The organism is Sphingomonas sp. ID1715, from assembly GCF_013044515.1.
GTDB lineage: Bacteria > Pseudomonadota > Alphaproteobacteria > Sphingomonadales > Sphingomonadaceae > Sphingomonas_B.
Map to the genome: position 1 here is coordinate 83374 of NZ_JABEPR010000001.1, position 15883 is coordinate 99256.

14 protein-coding genes and 1 tRNA gene are annotated in these 15883 nt (G+C 67.1%); 4 read left to right on the top strand and 11 right to left on the bottom strand.

What is annotated here, in order from left to right; translation table 11 throughout:
- Positions 1-24: 24 nt before the first annotated feature.
- From pyrF to HJG53_RS18465, 9 genes are all read right to left on the bottom strand, one after another.
- On the bottom strand, positions 25-699 hold the full coding sequence (gene pyrF, locus HJG53_RS00395; protein WP_171127273.1) for an orotidine-5'-phosphate decarboxylase: 675 nt from the start codon (positions 697-699) through the stop codon (positions 25-27).
- Complete coding sequence (locus HJG53_RS00400) at positions 696-1022, bottom strand: hypothetical protein (protein ID WP_171127274.1); 327 nt, start codon at positions 1020-1022, stop codon at positions 696-698. The genes pyrF and HJG53_RS00400 overlap by 4 nt, the downstream gene beginning before the upstream one ends.
- A gap of 32 nt (positions 1023-1054) precedes the next feature.
- Positions 1055-3346: a patatin-like protein gene (locus HJG53_RS00405; RefSeq protein WP_171127275.1), complete on the bottom strand. Its 2292-nt coding sequence runs from the start codon at positions 3344-3346 to the stop codon at positions 1055-1057.
- Between the two features lie 23 nt (positions 3347-3369).
- The gene (locus HJG53_RS00410; RefSeq protein WP_171127276.1) at positions 3370-4062 is read right to left on the bottom strand and encodes an endonuclease/exonuclease/phosphatase family protein; all 693 of its coding nucleotides are present in this window, start codon (positions 4060-4062) and stop codon (positions 3370-3372) included.
- 49 nt (positions 4063-4111) lie between these two features.
- The gene (locus HJG53_RS00415; protein ID WP_171127277.1) at positions 4112-6058 is read right to left on the bottom strand and encodes a S9 family peptidase; all 1947 of its coding nucleotides are present in this window, start codon (positions 6056-6058) and stop codon (positions 4112-4114) included.
- Between the two features lie 61 nt (positions 6059-6119).
- Complete coding sequence (locus HJG53_RS00420) at positions 6120-8396, bottom strand: UvrD-helicase domain-containing protein (RefSeq protein ID WP_171127278.1); 2277 nt, start codon at positions 8394-8396, stop codon at positions 6120-6122.
- Between the two features lie 51 nt (positions 8397-8447).
- Positions 8448-9365, bottom strand: coding sequence for a DMT family transporter (locus tag HJG53_RS00425; protein ID WP_254447453.1), 918 nt, complete (start codon positions 9363-9365; stop codon positions 8448-8450).
- A 71-nt stretch (positions 9366-9436) separates the two neighbouring features.
- Positions 9437-9958 (bottom strand): 16S rRNA (guanine(966)-N(2))-methyltransferase RsmD, encoded by a 522-nt coding sequence (gene rsmD / locus HJG53_RS18460; protein ID WP_171127279.1) that lies wholly within the window; start codon positions 9956-9958, stop codon positions 9437-9439.
- On the bottom strand, positions 9955-10851 hold the full coding sequence (locus tag HJG53_RS18465) for a pseudouridine synthase (protein ID WP_254447454.1): 897 nt from the start codon (positions 10849-10851) through the stop codon (positions 9955-9957). Before HJG53_RS18465 ends, rsmD begins: the two co-directional genes overlap by 4 nt.
- 122 nt (positions 10852-10973) lie before the next feature.
- On the opposite strand from HJG53_RS18465, the gene HJG53_RS00440 reads away from it, so the two are divergent.
- Entirely contained in the window at positions 10974-11414 is a 441-nt protein-coding gene (locus HJG53_RS00440; protein ID WP_171127281.1) for a response regulator, read from the top strand.
- 15 nt (positions 11415-11429) lie between these two features.
- On the opposite strand, the gene HJG53_RS00445 is transcribed toward HJG53_RS00440, so the two are convergent.
- Positions 11430-12557: an aromatic ring-hydroxylating dioxygenase subunit alpha gene (locus tag HJG53_RS00445; protein WP_171127282.1), complete on the bottom strand. Its 1128-nt coding sequence runs from the start codon at positions 12555-12557 to the stop codon at positions 11430-11432.
- 84 nt (positions 12558-12641) lie between these two features.
- Between HJG53_RS00445 and HJG53_RS00450 the strand changes: the two genes are divergently transcribed.
- The 3 genes from HJG53_RS00450 (at position 12642) to HJG53_RS00460 (ending at position 14063) form a co-directional block, all read left to right on the top strand.
- Entirely contained in the window at positions 12642-13451 is an 810-nt protein-coding gene (locus HJG53_RS00450) for a phosphate/phosphite/phosphonate ABC transporter substrate-binding protein (protein WP_171127283.1), read from the top strand.
- A 66-nt stretch (positions 13452-13517) separates the two neighbouring features.
- Complete coding sequence (locus HJG53_RS00455; protein WP_171127284.1) at positions 13518-13931, top strand: DUF805 domain-containing protein; 414 nt, start codon at positions 13518-13520, stop codon at positions 13929-13931.
- Positions 13932-13978: 47 nt separating this feature from the next.
- Positions 13979-14063 (top strand) — tRNA-Leu (locus HJG53_RS00460).
- A gap of 18 nt (positions 14064-14081) precedes the next feature.
- On the opposite strand, the gene HJG53_RS00465 is transcribed toward HJG53_RS00460, so the two are convergent.
- The gene (locus HJG53_RS00465; RefSeq protein WP_171127285.1) at positions 14082-15848 is read right to left on the bottom strand and encodes a cation:proton antiporter; all 1767 of its coding nucleotides are present in this window, start codon (positions 15846-15848) and stop codon (positions 14082-14084) included.
- Positions 15849-15883 lie beyond the last annotated feature (35 nt).

Consider the following 15883-nt stretch of genomic DNA (forward strand, 5'->3'; position numbering starts at 1 on the left):
GGCGTCAGATTTATGCAGCTGCCGTCACAATGTGGCCTCGATCGCCCGCGCGGCAATATCGGGGTCTTCGGCACCCGTGATCGGACGGCCGATGACGAGGATCGATGCACCGTCATTCAGCGCCTGGCGGGGCGTGACCACACGCTTCTGATCGCCCGCGCTCGCATCGGCGGGGCGCACGCCGGGAACGACGAAGAAGCCGCCGGGCCAGAGCCGCCGCGCCGCCTTCACTTCCGCACCCGAACACACCACGCCATCGAGGCCGGCTTCGCGCGCGAGGCTGGTCAGCCGCTCCACCTGGGCATGCGGATCGGCGGCCACGCCGACCGACTGCAGATCTTCGCCGTCGAGGCTGGTAAGCACCGTCACCGCCACGACCTTGGTATTCGCCGGTGCCGCCGCCTTCGCATCCTCCATCATCGCCCGACCGCCGGCGGCGTGCACGGTCAGCACCGCCGGCTCCAGATCGCGGAGCGCCTGCACCGCCTTGGCGACGGTGTTGGGAATGTCGTGCAGCTTGAGATCGAGAAAGATGGGCAGGCCGAGATGCGCCATGTCCCTGACGCCGGACTGGCCGTTGGCGGCGAAGAACTCCAGCCCGAGCTTGATGCCGCCGACATGGTGGCGGACGCGGGTGGCGATCGTCTTGGCTCGCTCCAGGTCCGGTGTGTCCAGCGCGACGAAGACAGGGCCTTTCATGCGCCCCCCGGCGGCACCGGCGCGATCGGGGCGGCGGACGGCAGCGGATCGGAAGCGGCTGGCGCGGCGCTCTCACGCGGCGGCGCGACGACGAAGCCCGTCGCCGCATGCTGTTGTTTGCGCAGGCGGTAGCGCGTCGCCTGCCACAGCAGCAGCGGCGGGATCAGCCCGAGCAGGAAGAAAAAGCCAAGCAGCAGCGGCAGCTTGGCCTCCAGGATCATGCCGTTCCACAGATTGACCGGCACCATGTTCCAGTTGTTGAAACAGAAGAGCGCGACGGTGACCGCCACTACGATCCAGAGCAGGGTCTTCAAGAACGACATAGCGTGTTCTTACGGCGTCGAAGCGAACTAGGCTAGCCGATCTCCGCTCTGAGTCTGGCGACGAGGCCGGGCACGGCTAGCAGCCGCGGCGCCTCCTCGTCGAGGATGGCGTGGAACAGGCTGCGCTTGAGTTCGGCGGCGGTGCCGGGTGGCAGAGTGCGGTGAGGGGGAAGGGTGGAAAGCACGATGTCGATCAGGCGGTCGGCCCCGTGCAGCCGGCCCCACAGATAGTCGTTCTCGCGATAGCCGCGGCTGAAGAACGCGCCGAAGCTGTTGAACCGGATGCCCTTCAGCGTCGCCTCGGCACCGCCGGCGCGGATCGTGGTGGCATCGTCCGGCGAGATGCGGTCGACCTTTACCGCTTCGAACTCGCCGTCGCGCTCGCCGATGATCGACAAAGTGGTGAGATCGTAAAAGGCAAAGCCCAGATAGGCGAACAGCATCTCGCGCTTTTCCGAACGCGGCAACTCACTCAGCGCTTCAGAGAGCATGCGGTCGGCTTCGTCGTCGATCCGGCGCAGATCGCGCGCCACCCCGATGGCGTCCAACACCGCCCCGGCATCCTCCTTCACTCCACAGGCGAGGCCGCACACGTCCTCCGAGAAGAAGCCGGCGACCTCGCGCTCGAGATAGAGGGCGAGGATGGCGTAGATGCAGCGCTCGAACGCCTCGCAGGCGGGGGCGAGCCGCGCGTCACCCTCCTGGATCATCGCCAGCTTGCGCGCCAGAAAGCGCAGGCGGCGGATGCGGAAGCCCAGATCATGTTCGCGGAAGAAGGCGATGGCCGGCGGCGTGGCGCCGCCGCCGCGCGCGGTCACCCGGTCGAGGCCACGACGCTGCAGTTCCGCCCAGATCGCCTCCCGCGCCTGGGTGCGGGTGGGACCGACGCCGCGCGGCGTCAGGCGCCGTACAAGACCGGCCAATTCCTCTACGATGCCGGAGAGCTTCAGATGGCCGTAAGCCGCGTAGGCAGGGCCGGCCCGCCGTGCCGCCTCAGTCTGGGCCCGCGAGCGCCAGGTCGCAATGCGTGCCGGTGTCGGGCTGTCGAGGAAGAAGCTGCCGCCGAACAGCTGGACGATCGCCTCGTCCACTTCGTCCTTCAACGCATCGATGACCCGCCGCATCCGCTCGCTGCGCTCGGACCGGCCCTGCAGCGCCTCGAGATTGTCGCGGATCGGCTGTTCGCGCGGGATTTCGGCGAGGGCGCCGAGGATCGTCGAGAAAAATCCGGGCGCGTCGCTGCCGCCGGTGCCGCCGACGCGAATGCTGCGGATGCCGGGCTTTGGATCGATGTAGACGAAGCGGCGGTCGATCTGCCGGCGCGCGGAACGGTTCTTCAGCGCGTCCATCGCCGGCTTGAACGGCGCGTTGGAGAGCACCGAACCGTCGATCAGAACGGCTTTGTCAGCCATCGCCGCTGCGGCGTGACGGGGCAGGGCGCGGGCCAGGAAGGCGTTGCGCTCCGGCCAGTCGACGCCGCGGCGCTTCAGGACCGCGTCGAGCTCGGCAACGGTGAAAGGCGGAAACGCGCCCGGGAAGCTCGCCGTTGCCCGGGCGGCAAAGGCCAGTTCCGCCGCCACGCCCAGGTTTCGCTCCGGCCCGCCCCGGTCGGAGAAGCCGACGATCAGCCGATGCTCGGTCTCCGCCACTTCCGCCGGGCTGTTGAGGCGCAGGCGCTGCGGATGGCCGCGGAAGTCGGTGACGGTGACGAACAGGTCGAGCGGCTGTTCGTCGGGCAGGAGGGGTGGCCCCGCTGGCGACGCCGCCATGGCGTCGAGGGCGTCGAGGAGCAGGCCGGTGAACACTTCGCCGCCGAAGGGCGGTTCGAACCAGCGCGAGCGAACGAAGCCGGACAGCTTGCGCCGCACCTCGGCACGGGTATCGGGGTCAACGCTCTCCATCGCCTCGCCGCCGCGATCGGCGAGCATGGCCAAGGGGATCGCCCAGAGCTTGGACAGGCGGGTCGCCCGCGCTTCAGGATCGATCAGGCGCTCGACATCGGCCTCTTCCAGCCACAGGTCGGTCAGCGGATCCAGCGACTGGCCGGTGGCGATTGCCTGGGCGAGGAAGATGCCGTTGATCCCGCCCGCGCTCGCCCCCGCAATGATGTCCGAAAAGACGCTGAGTCGGAGGCCGGTATGGGTCTCCACCCGGTCGAGCAACTGGCGGTAGACTTCCTGCGAGCCGGTGCAGAAGCGGCCGTCGTGGAAGGAGCGGCTGGCGCGGGCGAGGCGCCAGATCTCCTTGGTGATGCCGTGCATGTAGACGGCAAGGCTGATCCCGCCATAGCAGATCAGCGCCAGCCGCAGCTCCTTCTCCCGCATGGGCGGAGCGTGACGCAAAGCCGTCAATCTGTCGAGGCGAAGTCTGCCCAGATGGGCAGATGATCCGACGCCCGGCGTGCGGCGGGCGATAGGTGGACACCGCATTCGACGAGTTCGAGGCCGGAGAACATGATTCGGTCTAATGCCGCGACCTGTCGCCGCGTGTGGAAGCTGCGCCCGGTGGGGGCGAAGGCGAAGTGATGGCTGAAATCGCGCAGGCAGCCGCCCTGCGGCGTCCATTCGTTCAGGTCGCCCATCATCACCGTCGGCAGCTTGGCGCGATGTTCGACATGGTTGAGGATCGCCCGGCTCTGCCGCCGCCGCCACAGCCCCGACAGGTCGAGATGCATGCCCACCGCGCGGATCGTCGTGCCGCGCACGACCAGGTCCGCCGTGACTGCGCCGCGCGGCTCGAGTGCCGGGATGTGGAGCGCGTCGCACGCCGCGATCTCGACATCTCGGCGCACCAGGATCGCATTGCCGTGCCAGCCAATGCCGCCGGTGCGATGGGGCAGGGCGACCGGGCGATAGGGACTATGTTCCTCGAGCAGATGCGCCGGCAGCGCACTGATCCGCTCGCCGAAGCGGCGGTCCGCCTCCTGCAGCGCGATTACGTCTGCGTCGAGTTCGCAGAGCACTTCGATCGTGCGTTCGGGATTGCGCCGGCGATCGGTGCCGATCGCCTTGCGCATGTTGTAGCTCGCAACCCGGATCATCGCCGCTGCCCTAGGCACGAAGCGCGGGCGCGGCAACGCTACGCTGTCGCTATTTGGCAGGCGCGGGCTTCAGATAACGATCGAACCATTCGAGCGTGCGCCGTCGCGCATCTTCCTGATTTTCGGACTTGGCAAAGCCATGGCCCTCGGCCGGATAGAAAACGGCGTCCACGGTCCGGCCATTCGCCTTGACGAGCTTCACGACCTCTTCCGTCTGGCCCTTGGGCACACGCACGTCGTTCTCGCCCTGCAGGTTGAGCAGGGGCGCGCGGATCTGGCGCACATAGGTGAGTGGGGATTGACGCTCGTAAGCCGCCTTGTCCTTGATCGGATCGCCGACCAGCCCACGCTGATATTCGCGCAGGCCGCCGACCGCATTCTCCCACATCGAGAACCAGTTGATGATGCCGTATTGATTGACGCCGGCGGCGAAGACGTCGGGCCGCTTGGCGAGCGCCATCAGCGTCATGAAGCCCCCATAGCTGCCGCCGGTGATCCCGATCCGCTTTGGATCGACATAGCCCGTCGCGGCCAGAAAGCGGGCGCCCGCCACTACGTCTTCAAGGTCGGCGCCACCCAGGTCCTTGACGTTGGCCTGCTGGAAGTCGCGGCCATAGCCGGTCGAGCCGCGGAAATTCGGTTGCAGCACGAAATAGCCACGCGAGGCGAACATGGTCGCCTGACGCGAGAAATAATCCTGCGCCTGACTGGTCGGTCCGCCATGGGGAATCACGATGGCGGGATTGCTGCCGTCGCGCTGCAGGTTGAACGGAATCGTCAGGATCGCACTGATCGGCGTCCCGTCCGCGCTACGATAGGCGATGATGCGGGACTTCGGCAGGCCGGCCGGATCGAGGCTGGCGATCGACAGGCGAGTCACCTGCTCGGCTGCACCGCTTATGGGATCCACCGCCCATAGATCGCCTGGAGCGTCCGCGCCGTTGCGGAGGACAAGCAGCCGCCCGTCGCGAGTCCAGGGCTGGGCCGAGTTGCCGAATGCGTTGACCCCCGGCGCGAAGGCGAGAGGGCGCTCTTCGCCGCTCGCCACATCGACGATAGACAGGTCGGAGCGGCCATCGGCATTGGTCTGCACGGCCATCATGCGCCCATCGGGCGAAAAGCCGCCGGCGAACTGCTCCCAAGGCGTGGGCCTGACCCAGCGGACCTTGCCTGTCGCCAGGTTCATGATGCCGGCGTGGAGCTGGCCGGTGCCTTCGTTCGAACTGAGCGCCAGCAGCTTGCCATCGGCCGATACGCCGGCGCCCAGCACGATCGCGCCAGCTTCCTCCTTGCTCAACGGCGTGGCCCTGCCGCTCGCGAGGTCGATACGGTAGAGAGTGCAACGGCTCGACGTGATCTCGCCGCGATTGGCGATCAGCGTGCGGCCGTTGTCGGTGAAGCCCACGGGCTGCCACACCCGCGACGGGTCCGCCTCGCGTGTCAGCAAGCGAACGGTGCCGATCGCGCGGTCGAGGATGGCGAGATCGACGACGGTTCCCGTCTTTGCCCGCCTGGTCATGACGATACCCTTGCCATCCGGCGTCAGCCGCGGATCGCTTTCCGCCGCGTCGCTGGTGCTGGTGAGGTTGACCACCGCGCCGCCGGCGAGAGGTACGGCATAGATGTCGAACAGTTCGTCGCCGCCACTGTCCTGAGTGAAGAGCACCTGATTGTCCGGCGTGACCTCGAACGGAGTCTGGGCTTCGTTCGACGAGGTCAACTGGACGGGAAAGTTGCCGCCCAAGTCGACACGCCACAGATTATACCGTCCAGTCAGGTTGGGCGCGATGACGACGGATTTGCCATCCGGCGCCAGCGCCGCCCCGAACATGCCCCGCACGGCCGACAAGTCGGTCAGCGGCACCGCTTTGGCCTTCGGGTTCTCCGGCGAGGTAACGGACTTCGGATCGGTGATCGTCTTTACCGGCGTGGCGATCGGTGCGGCCATTGCCGCCGTGCCAAGCAATGCGGCCGAAGCCAGTAGAATCCCGCGCATGATTTCTCCCCTGTTTTCAGGGAAGAGGCTAAGCGGGCATCAGCTTTGCGGCAATCCGCAATCAGGTCACCGCCACAAAGCTGTCCATCACGCGTTTCCGCCCGGCCTGTTCGAAGTCGATCTCCAGCTTGTTGCCTTCAATCTCGGCGATGGTGCCATAGCCGAACTTCTGGTGGAAGACGCGTTGGCCGAGCGCGAGGTCGCTGCGGCCCTTGTTGCCGAGGCTGACGGCGGAGGCGCGGGCTTCGACGACGCGGGCGGGGGCGGGATTGAACTGGTCGCCGCTCACCGCCCGCTGCCAGCCGGGGCCGCGGGTGGCACCGCGGGCGACGTTGGCAAAGGGGTCGGCGCGTTCGGACCAGTTGGCGCGCCACAGGCTTTCGCCACCGGTCATGCTGGTTTCTTCCTCGACGTGGCCGGCCGGCAGTTCGGCGACGAAGCGGGACGAGATCGAGCTGGTCCACTGGCCGTAGATGCGGCGATTGGCGGCGTGCAGGATGAAGCACTTACGTCGCGCTCTTGTGATTGCGACATAAGCGAGGCGGCGTTCTTCCTCCAGGCTGGCGACGCCGCCTTCGTCGAGCGCGCGCTGCGAGGGGAACAGGCCTTCCTCCCAGCCCGCGAGGAAGACGGTGTCGAACTCCAGTCCCTTGGCGGCGTGGATGGTCATGATCGTGACCTGCGCCTCGCCCGCGCGCTCGTCATTGTCCATGACGAGGCTGACATGCTCGAGGAAGGCGCCAAGCGTCTCATATTCCTCCATGGCGCGGACGAGTTCGGTCAGGTTCTCGAGCCGGCCGGCGGCCTCGGCCGAGCGATCGGCCTGCCACATCGCCGTGTAGCCGCTCTCGTCGAGGATTTGGCGGGCAAGCTCGGCATGGGGCAGCTGCGCCGCCATGTCGCGCCAGCGAGCGATGTCGCCGATCAGATTGCCTAGCGCGCGCCGCGCCTGAGGCGTGATCTCGTCGGTATCGAGGATACGCGCCGCGGCGAGGGTGAGCGGCACGCTCTGGGCGCGGGCGAGGGCGTGGACCTTCGCCAGTGCCTTGTCGCCAAGCCCGCGCTTGGGCGTGTTGACGATGCGTTCGAAGGCGAGGTCGTCGCTCGGCTGATGGACGACCCGAAGATAGGCGAGGGCGTCCCGAATCTCGGCCCGCTCGTAGAAGCGGAAGCCGCCGATGATCCGATAGGGGATGCCGATGGCGATGAAGCGGTCTTCGAACTCGCGCGTCTGGTGCTGGGCGCGAACGAGGATGGCGCAATCGTCGAGGCTGCCGCCCGCGCGCTGCTGATCCTCGATCAGCTCGCCGACGCGGCGCGCCTCCTCGGGCCCGTCCCAAACGCCGAGCACGCGCACCTTCTCGCCCTCGCCATGTTCCGTCCAGAGCGTCTTGCCGAGCCGGCCGGAGTTCGCCGCGATCAGCCCGGACGCCGCGCCGAGGATGTGGGGCGTGGAGCGGTAATTCTGCTCGAGCCGGATGATAACGGCGCCGGGGAAGTCCTTCTCAAACCGTAATATGTTGGCGACTTCGGCGCCGCGCCAAGAGTAGATGGACTGATCGTCGTCGCCGACGCAGCAGATGTTCTTGCGCGCCTGCGCAAGCAGCCTCAGCCAGAGATATTGGGAGGCGTTGGTGTCCTGATATTCGTCCACCAATATGTATTTGAAGCGCTGCTGATAGGATTCGAGCACATCGCGGTGCGTCTTCAGGATCACCAGCATGTGGAGCAGCAGGTCACCGAAATCGCAGGCATTCACGGCTTTCAGCCGCGCCTGATATTGGGCGTAGAGCTCGGCCCCACGGCCATTTGCGAACAGCTCGGATTCGCCCGCGTCGATGTCCTGCGGCGTCCAGCCCCGATTCTTCCATTTGTCGATCAGCCCCGCGAGGCTGCGCGCCGGCCAGCGCTTCTCGTCGAGATCGGAAGCGGCGATCAGTTGTTTGAGGAGCCGTAGCTGGTCGTCGGTGTCGAGGATGGTGAAATTGGACTGGAGGCCGACCAGCTCGGCATGGCGGCGCAGCATCTTGGCGGCGATCGAATGGAAGGTGCCGAGCCAGGGCATACCCTCGACGGCGTCGCCCACCATGCGCCCAATCCGCTCGCGCATTTCCCGGGCGGCCTTGTTGGTGAAGGTGACCGCGAGGATCTCGGACGGCCAGGCGCGGCGGGTATAGATCAGGTGGGCGAGGCGCGCGGTCAGCGCCGCCGTCTTGCCGGTGCCGGCGCCGGCCAGCACCAGCACTGGTCCTTCGGCGGTGAGCACCGCTTCCCGCTGCGGCGGGTTGAGGCCGCGGAGATATGGAGGCTCGGGCGCGTTCGGGGCAAGCTGACTCACGCAGGAACAGCTAGGGAACGCGGGCGCCTGCCGCAACCTCCTAACGCCGTCCTAGCGGCTACTCACATCCTTCCCTCTTCGCTTTGCGACCAGGCGGCCGTCGATGGCGGCGAGACCAAGGGCGATGAGCGCCATGCCGGCATAATGACGCGGCTCCAGTGCCTCGCCGAGTGCGAAGGCGCCGAGCAGGATAGCGGTGACGGGGATGAGGAAGGTGACGAGCAGGGCATTGGTCGCGCCGGCGCTCTCCAGCAGCCGGAAATAAAGCCAATAGGCGAAGCTGGTGCAGATCAGCGCGAAGCCGGCGATCGACCACCAGGTGACGGCCGCGGGCATGGGCAGGCTCCAGGGCTGTTCGAGCGCGAGGCTGAACGGGAGGAGCAGCAGGCTCGCGCCGATCAGCTGGCCGGTCGCCACCGTGAGCGGCGGGATGCCGAGCGGCTTGAACCTTCGCGCATAAACGGCGGCGAAGGCGTAGCTGAGCGTCGCGCCGAGGCACATCAGGATGGCGATCGCCTCGCCATCCATGCCGGATTTGGCGCCGATCATCAGCGCGACGCCCGCAAAGCCCAGCAGGACGCCTGCGATCTTCGGGCCGCTCGCGCGCTCGTCTCGCGTGAGGAAATGGGCGACCAGCACGCCCCAAAGCGGCGTCGTGGCGTTGAGGATCGAGGCGAGGCCGCTTTCAATCCTTAACTGCGCATAGGCATAGAGCACGAAGGGCAGGGCGTTGTTGAGCAGGCCCAGCGCCAGGAACATGCCCCAGATGCGCGGGGTGCCGGGCAGGCGCTCGCCGCGTAAGGCAAGGAAAGCGAGCAGCGGCAGCGCGCCCAGGCTGACGCGGAGCAGCATGATGGTGATCGGCGGCAGTTCCTTCAGCGCGACGGCAAGAAAGAAGAAGGACCCGCCCCAGAGCACGGAAAGCAGCAACAGGATGGCCCAGTCGCGGCCGCTCATCGCGTTGTTCATGGCCAAGGTGTGGCACCGCACGGGAGCGGAGGCCATCCCGATCCTTGCGGGCAAAGCATAAGTCCAGCTTGTTACTGCCGGCGCAGCAGCGTGACCTTGGCCTTGCCGTGCGTGCGGACCGCGTCAGTGTCAAAGCCGGGCACCTCGACATCCTCGGTGAACGCGGTCTCGATACTGACCCAGGCGCCGGTTTCGAGCGCCAGGCGGGGCAGCACCTTCTGGCCCAGGCTGGACCCGTAGGGCGGGTCCATGAAGACGATATCAAACGGCCCGCCGGCAAAGCCCTCGGCCGCCTGTGCACGGATGTCGGTGCCGATAGCGCCGAGCTTGTCGATATTCGCTTTCAGCGCTGCCAGCGCGTTGCGATCGCGCTCCACGAAGGTGCAGTGGCCGGCGCCGCGCGAGAGCGCTTCCAGGCCCAGTGCCCCGGTGCCGGCAAAGATGTCCGCGACGCGCAGATCCTCGAAGCTGCCGACGCGGGAGGTCAGCATCGAGAAGAGCGCCTCGCGCGTGCGGTCGGCGGTGGGGCGAGTGGCGTCGCCCGGTGGAGCGATCAGGGCGCGCCCGCGCCAGCGCCCGGCGATGATCCTCACTTCTTGGGTCCTACCCGATCCGGGGAGGGGGACCGCTCGCGCAGCGAGCGGTGGAGGGGCCGAGCCGGAGGCGAGGATCCACGCTTCGCTTCGCTCCGCCCCCCTCCACCACGCTTCGCGTGGTCCCCCTCCCCGTGCCGGGGAGGAGCTTGCTTCAGTGATTTCCTGAACACCACCAGGTCGTGCTGGCGCACTTCGTCCACCGCGCCGGCGGGCATGTCGGCGAGCGCGAAGGGACCGTAGGCGGTGCGGATCAGGCGGGAGACGCGCAGGCCGAGATGCTCCAGCACGCGCCGCACTTCGCGGTTCTTGCCCTCGGCGAGCGTGAGTTCGATCCAGACATTGGCGCCGGTGCGGCGTTCGAGATTGGCGTCGATCGAGCCGTAGCGAACGCCCTCGATCTCGATGCCGTCGATCAGCTCCTCCAGCTGTGCCTGCGTGACATTGCCATAGGCACGGGCGCGATAGGTGCGCGGTACGCCGGTGGACGGAAGCTCCAGCTGGCGCTTCAGCTCGCCATCGGTGGTGAGGAGGAGCAGCCCTTCGGTGTTGAGATCGAGCCGGCCGACCGGCATCAGGCGAGGCAGGTCCTTGGGCAGACGGTCGTAGATGGTGGGGCGGCCTTTCGGATCGCGCTCGGTGGTGAGCAGGCCGGCGGGCTTGTGATAGCGGAACAGGCGCGCAGGGGTGGGCGGCTTCACCGGCTTGCCGTCCACCGTCACCCCATGCAGCGATTCGAGCAGGGTGGCGGGCGTGTCGATGACCGTGCCGTTGATGGCGACGCGACCCTCGGCGATCATCCGTTCGATCTCGCGCCGCGACGCGACGCCGGCGCGCGCCAGCAGCTTGGCGATCCGTTGTTCTTCCCGTGGCTTAGTTGGCTTTTCGGCCAATTTACCGCTCCCAAAATCTTTTGTGTGGCGCGTTTCGATTTCGTTCTTCATGCGTTGTGATCGACGGAGAGGAACGCGCGCGGTCAGGCCGCGCTCCATGACGGAGGAAAAGCGGGGCGGCAATGCTGTTCGGGAGGAAGGTGCAGCGGATCAAGCGGATCCTCATCGTCGAGGATGAGCCGCTCATCGCCTTCGATACCGAGCATTCGCTGACCGAATCGGGCTATCAAGTGGTCGGCACGGTCGACTCCGTCGAGGCCGCGCTCGAGTTGGTCGCCAAGCAGAAGATCGACCTGCTCCTCGTCGATCTTGGCCTGACCGACGGCGGCAATGGAGTCGAGGTGGCGGCCGAAGCGCGCCGCTATGGCATGCACGTGCTGTTCGTCACCGGCCGCTGCCCCAAGGGCGCCGAGTCGCTCGGCATCGGCTGCCTGGAGAAGCCATTCACCCAGCGCGACCTGAAGGCGGCAATCGATTCGATCGAGACTTTGCTCAGCCGCGGATCGGTGAAAAAGGTGCCGCCCGGCTTGACCCTGTTCGGAGAGAACGCCTCGGCGGCGTGATTGCCCGCTGGGGAACTACAGCCGCGCTTCGACCTGATCGTGGAAGGCGCGAATGCCGGTTTCCAGCGTGCCGAGCGTCAGCTGTTCGATCGCGCCCGTGCTAAGGCCCTGCTGCCCAAGCGCGGCCGCGCGGAAATCCTCGCCGCCGAACACGCCCTGATCGAGCAGACGCCAGCTGCGCCGCCAGTGGGAGAGTGCCTTTTCGGTCTGCGGCGGTTCCGGGATTAGCATGAAATCCTCGACCAGCGTGCGGTCCACCGACTGCGGCATCAGCACCATCAAGTTCACATAATCCGGGCTGGCGATCAGGATGCCGCCGGGAAAGATCTGATAGGCGTAGGTGATCGCCGAGCGCAGCGCCCCCCAGTCGCTCAGGTCGATCTCGTCGAGCTGCGCGGCGCGGCCGACGGCCGAGCGTTGGTGCGGACCGACCCTGTCGCCGGCAGTCACCCCGTCCTGGAACATCGGGCCGATCGTCTCCGCATGCAGGCGCTGGACGTGATAGCTTTCCGAGAAGGCATCGACGATCAGCTTCCAATTCGCCTTCACGTCGTGCGTGTTGCGGGCGAAGAGATGCTGGCCGGCGAGGTTGAGCGCATCGAAATCCTGGGCGAGGGCCTTCACCTCGGTGAAGTCCGCCGCCTCGTCGAACGCGAACCAGATCAGGCCGCCCGCTTCGAGCGAAGGCAGCTCCCTCAGCCCGTGTGACGCCTTGTCGAGGCCGGGGAAGGTGTCGGGGCGCGGCAGGCCGGTGAGCCGCCCGTCGAGCGCGTAGGACCAGGCGTGGTAAGGGCAGATGAGGCGCGGGGCACAGACCGGCCCGTCGCCTTCGATCAGCCGCGTGCCACGATGCCGGCAAACGTTCAAGAAGACATGCGCGACGCCGGCCTTGTCGCGCGTGACAAGCAAGGGCTGACCATAGCCATCGTGCGGCACCGCCATGTTCGGCTCGGGCAGGAGCGCGGACGGGCAGATGACGTTCGGCAGCCTGGAGAAGAGCGCCGTCCACTCCTGAGCATGCCGCGCCGGGTCGGTGTACGCGGAGGCAGGCACATGGGAGATTGCCTCGCCGCGCGGCATCGTGCCCCCCGCGAGAGTGTCGGCAAGGGCGAGTTGGCCAGCGGTGGGCGTAAGCGCATTCATGGTCGCGAAGTGTGCGCCGACTCGCGCAAGGGCTCAAGTGCGCACAGCTTGAAAGCGGGACGGCGATCGGGAAGAGCGTTGCGAATGCTTGCTCTCGCATTGGCTTTGGCAGCGGCCGCACCTGATGGGCCGGTCCGCCTCGCCACTTATCACTACCCGCGCTACGATCGCGCCAAGGCATTGGAGCCGCTGCGCGTGCTCCTTCAACAACGGCTCAGTCGCCCCGTTATAGTGGAAGTGCTGGCCACCCCCGATGCGCTGCGCGATGCCGTAAGGGCAGGGACGGTCGATATCGCGATGACCAACTTGTCCAGCTATTTGGGTATGGCCGGAACGCGTCGGCTGGATGCTGTTGCCGTCCTCGACGTGCCTGCGGCGACGCTGGAGCGTTATCGCGGCGTGTTGCTCGCGCGAAAGGAAGCGGGGGTGGAAGCGCCCGCTGCGCTGCCGGCCCGCGCAGGCGCGCTCCGCTATGCGGAGGTGCTGCCAGGATCGACGTCCGGCGCTTTGGTGCAATCCATTTATCTTCGCTCCCTGTCCACCGACCCAGCGCGATTCGCCGTGAGGCTATGGGCGGGCACTCATGACGGTGCATTGGCAATGCTGCTCGACGGCAGGGCCGATGTCGCGGCGCTGGCCGAAGAGCCTTGGCGGAATGCGTCGCCTGAGGTGAAGGCGCGAATGGTTCAGCTCTGGCGCTCCGAGCCGCTGCCGCCGGGACCGCTGATCTGCGTCAGTCGCGTCGGCTTCGACTGCGGCGCAGTGAAAAGGCTGGTGCTGAGCAAGGCAGCCGCGCCTGCCGCAGCCGAACTGGCGCGCGGCTGGTCGGAGACGGAGGGCGCCGCTCGGTTCAGGAAAGTCCGCCGCGACTATGCTCAGTTCCGCCGGTTGTGAAATGCAGGCAAGATGATAGGCTTGGCTGCGAGCCGCAGGGAAACGGCTCCCAAAATGGAGGGGCAGATGGAGTGGGCGTTGTTGCCGCTAAAGCGCTATGCGGATTTCAGCGGGAGGTCGCGGCGCAAGGAGTTCTGGTTCTTCACCCTGCTGGTCTGGCTGGTGGCAATGGTGCTGCTGTTCGTCAGCGGGCTGGGCGCGGCGATCACGGATCCCACGTCCTTTGCGGCGCAGGGTGGATTCGGATTGGGCTTGATCCTGCTGATCCTGTTCTCGCTGGCACTCTTCATCCCCGGATTGGCGGTTCAGGTCCGCCGCTTTCATGATCAGGACAAGTCCGGCTGGTTCGTGCTGCTCAACTTCATCCCCTATATCGGCGGCATCGTCGTGCTGGTGTTCATGTGCCTGGAAGGCACGCGCGGGCCGAACCGGTATGGCCCGGACCCCAAGGAAGGCGACCTAGCAGCGGCCGCCGAATAGGACGTTGCGAGGCCGCGCGCCCTAAGCTACGGAGTGCGGCCTTCGCTGCGGGCGTGGTGAAACTGGTAGACGCGCCGGACTCAAAATCCGGTTCCGAAAGGAGTGTCGGTTCGAGCCCGACCGCCCGCACCACCTTCTTCGTTCAATGATTTAGAGGCCTTTCGCCTCGTTCAGGTCCTGCAGCCGCGTGCGGGCCAGCCGCGGCTCACGGTCGAGTGCTCCGGCCAGCTTGATCTCCCGGCGCAGCTCGTCGCGCTTCTCATGGATCGAGGCGATGACCGGGCCCATGGCGACGCCAAGATCGACCAGCACCGCCTCCGACAGCTGCAATGAGCTTTCGAGTGTCTCCGGCACGGCATCGGTCACGCCGGCGCGGTAGAGTTCGGCGGCATGATCCGTGTCCCGGGCGCGTGCGACGATAGTCAGGTCCGGAACCCAGCCGCGCACGCGCCGGGTCAGCCGCACGCTCAGCACCGGGTCGTCCATGGTCAGCACGAGCGCGTCGGCATGCCCGAGCCGCAGCCGATCGATGAAGTCGGGCCGCGAGGCATCGCCGAACAGGACGTTATAACCGTCCTTCCGGGCGGCCGAGACCGCGTCGATATCGCTTTCGACCGCGGTGAAGGGCTTGCCGTGCATGCGCAGCAGGTCGGCGACCATGCGGCCGACCCGGCCGAAGCCGATGATCACCGTGCCGACGCTCGCCTGCTCAGGCGGTTCGTCGGCGGCATGTTCGAGACGCCGCGCCAGGTCCTTGCCGACGCGAGCGAGCAGCGGCGTCAGAGTAAGACCGATCGCGGTCACCGTCTGCCAGAAGGCGGCGGTGCTGGCGCCGATCAGGCCGGCACTCGCTGCCGCTCCGAGCACAATGAGAGTCGTCTCCGACGGCGACGCCATCAGAATGCCGGTCTGCAGCGCCGCGCCGCGCGTCGTCCTGATCAGCCGCAGCAGCAGGAAGGTGACCAGCGTCTTGAGCAGCATGACGCCGACCACGGCCATGACGAGCGACTGCCAATTGGCCGCGATCGCGCCCAGGTCGAGGCTCATGCCGACCGTGATCAGGAACACGCCGAGCGCCAGGCCACGGAAGGGCGCGGTGATCGATTCGACTTCGCCGCGATAGTCGGTCTCGGCAATGCTCAGGCCCGCGATCAGCGCACCGACGATCGGCGACAGGCCGGCGGCGCTGGTCGCGAGGCTGGCGACGATGACGGCGAGCAGGCTTGCCGCCAGGAACAGCTCCGGATTCTTGGCACGGGCGGCCTGGGCGAACAGGCGCGGCAACAGGAATCGTCCGGCGAGGAGGAGAGCCGCGACAACGAGGATGCCGAGCAACGCGGTGGAGCCGAGGCTCGCGAGCGTGGCCGCGCCGCCGAACGCGCCGAGCACGAAGATGATCGGCACCAGCGCCACATCCTCGAACAGCAGCATGGCGAATGCGGGTCGCCCGACCGGTCCGTTGATGCCGGTCATCGGGAGCACCAGCGCGGTGGAGGAAAGGGCAAGGGCGAGGCCGAGCCCGAAGGCGCCGGTCCAGGGCTGGCCGAGCGCCAGCAGCGCGCCGCCGATCAGCAGTGCGGAGAGGCCAAGCTCCGCGGCTCCCACGCCGAACACCAGTGCCCGCATGTCCCACAAGCGGCGCAGCGATAGCTCCAGGCCGATGGCGAACAGCAGCAGCACGATGCCGAGCTCAGCGAACGGCTCGATCGCGTGCGGATCGGAGATGGTGAGGTAATAGAGCCAGGGCGCCTGATCGACCAGCCGGCCGAGCCCGAAAGGACCGACCAGTGCACCGACCAGGATGAACCCGATCACGGGATTGACGCGGACGCGCGCAAATGCGGGAATGACGATGCCCGCGGCGCCAAGGATGACGAGAGCGTCGGAAAAGCCGGTCGAGTTCAGACTGAGTGCCACGGCGACCTCTTAAGCAGCCGAGGCGCCGCTTGTCA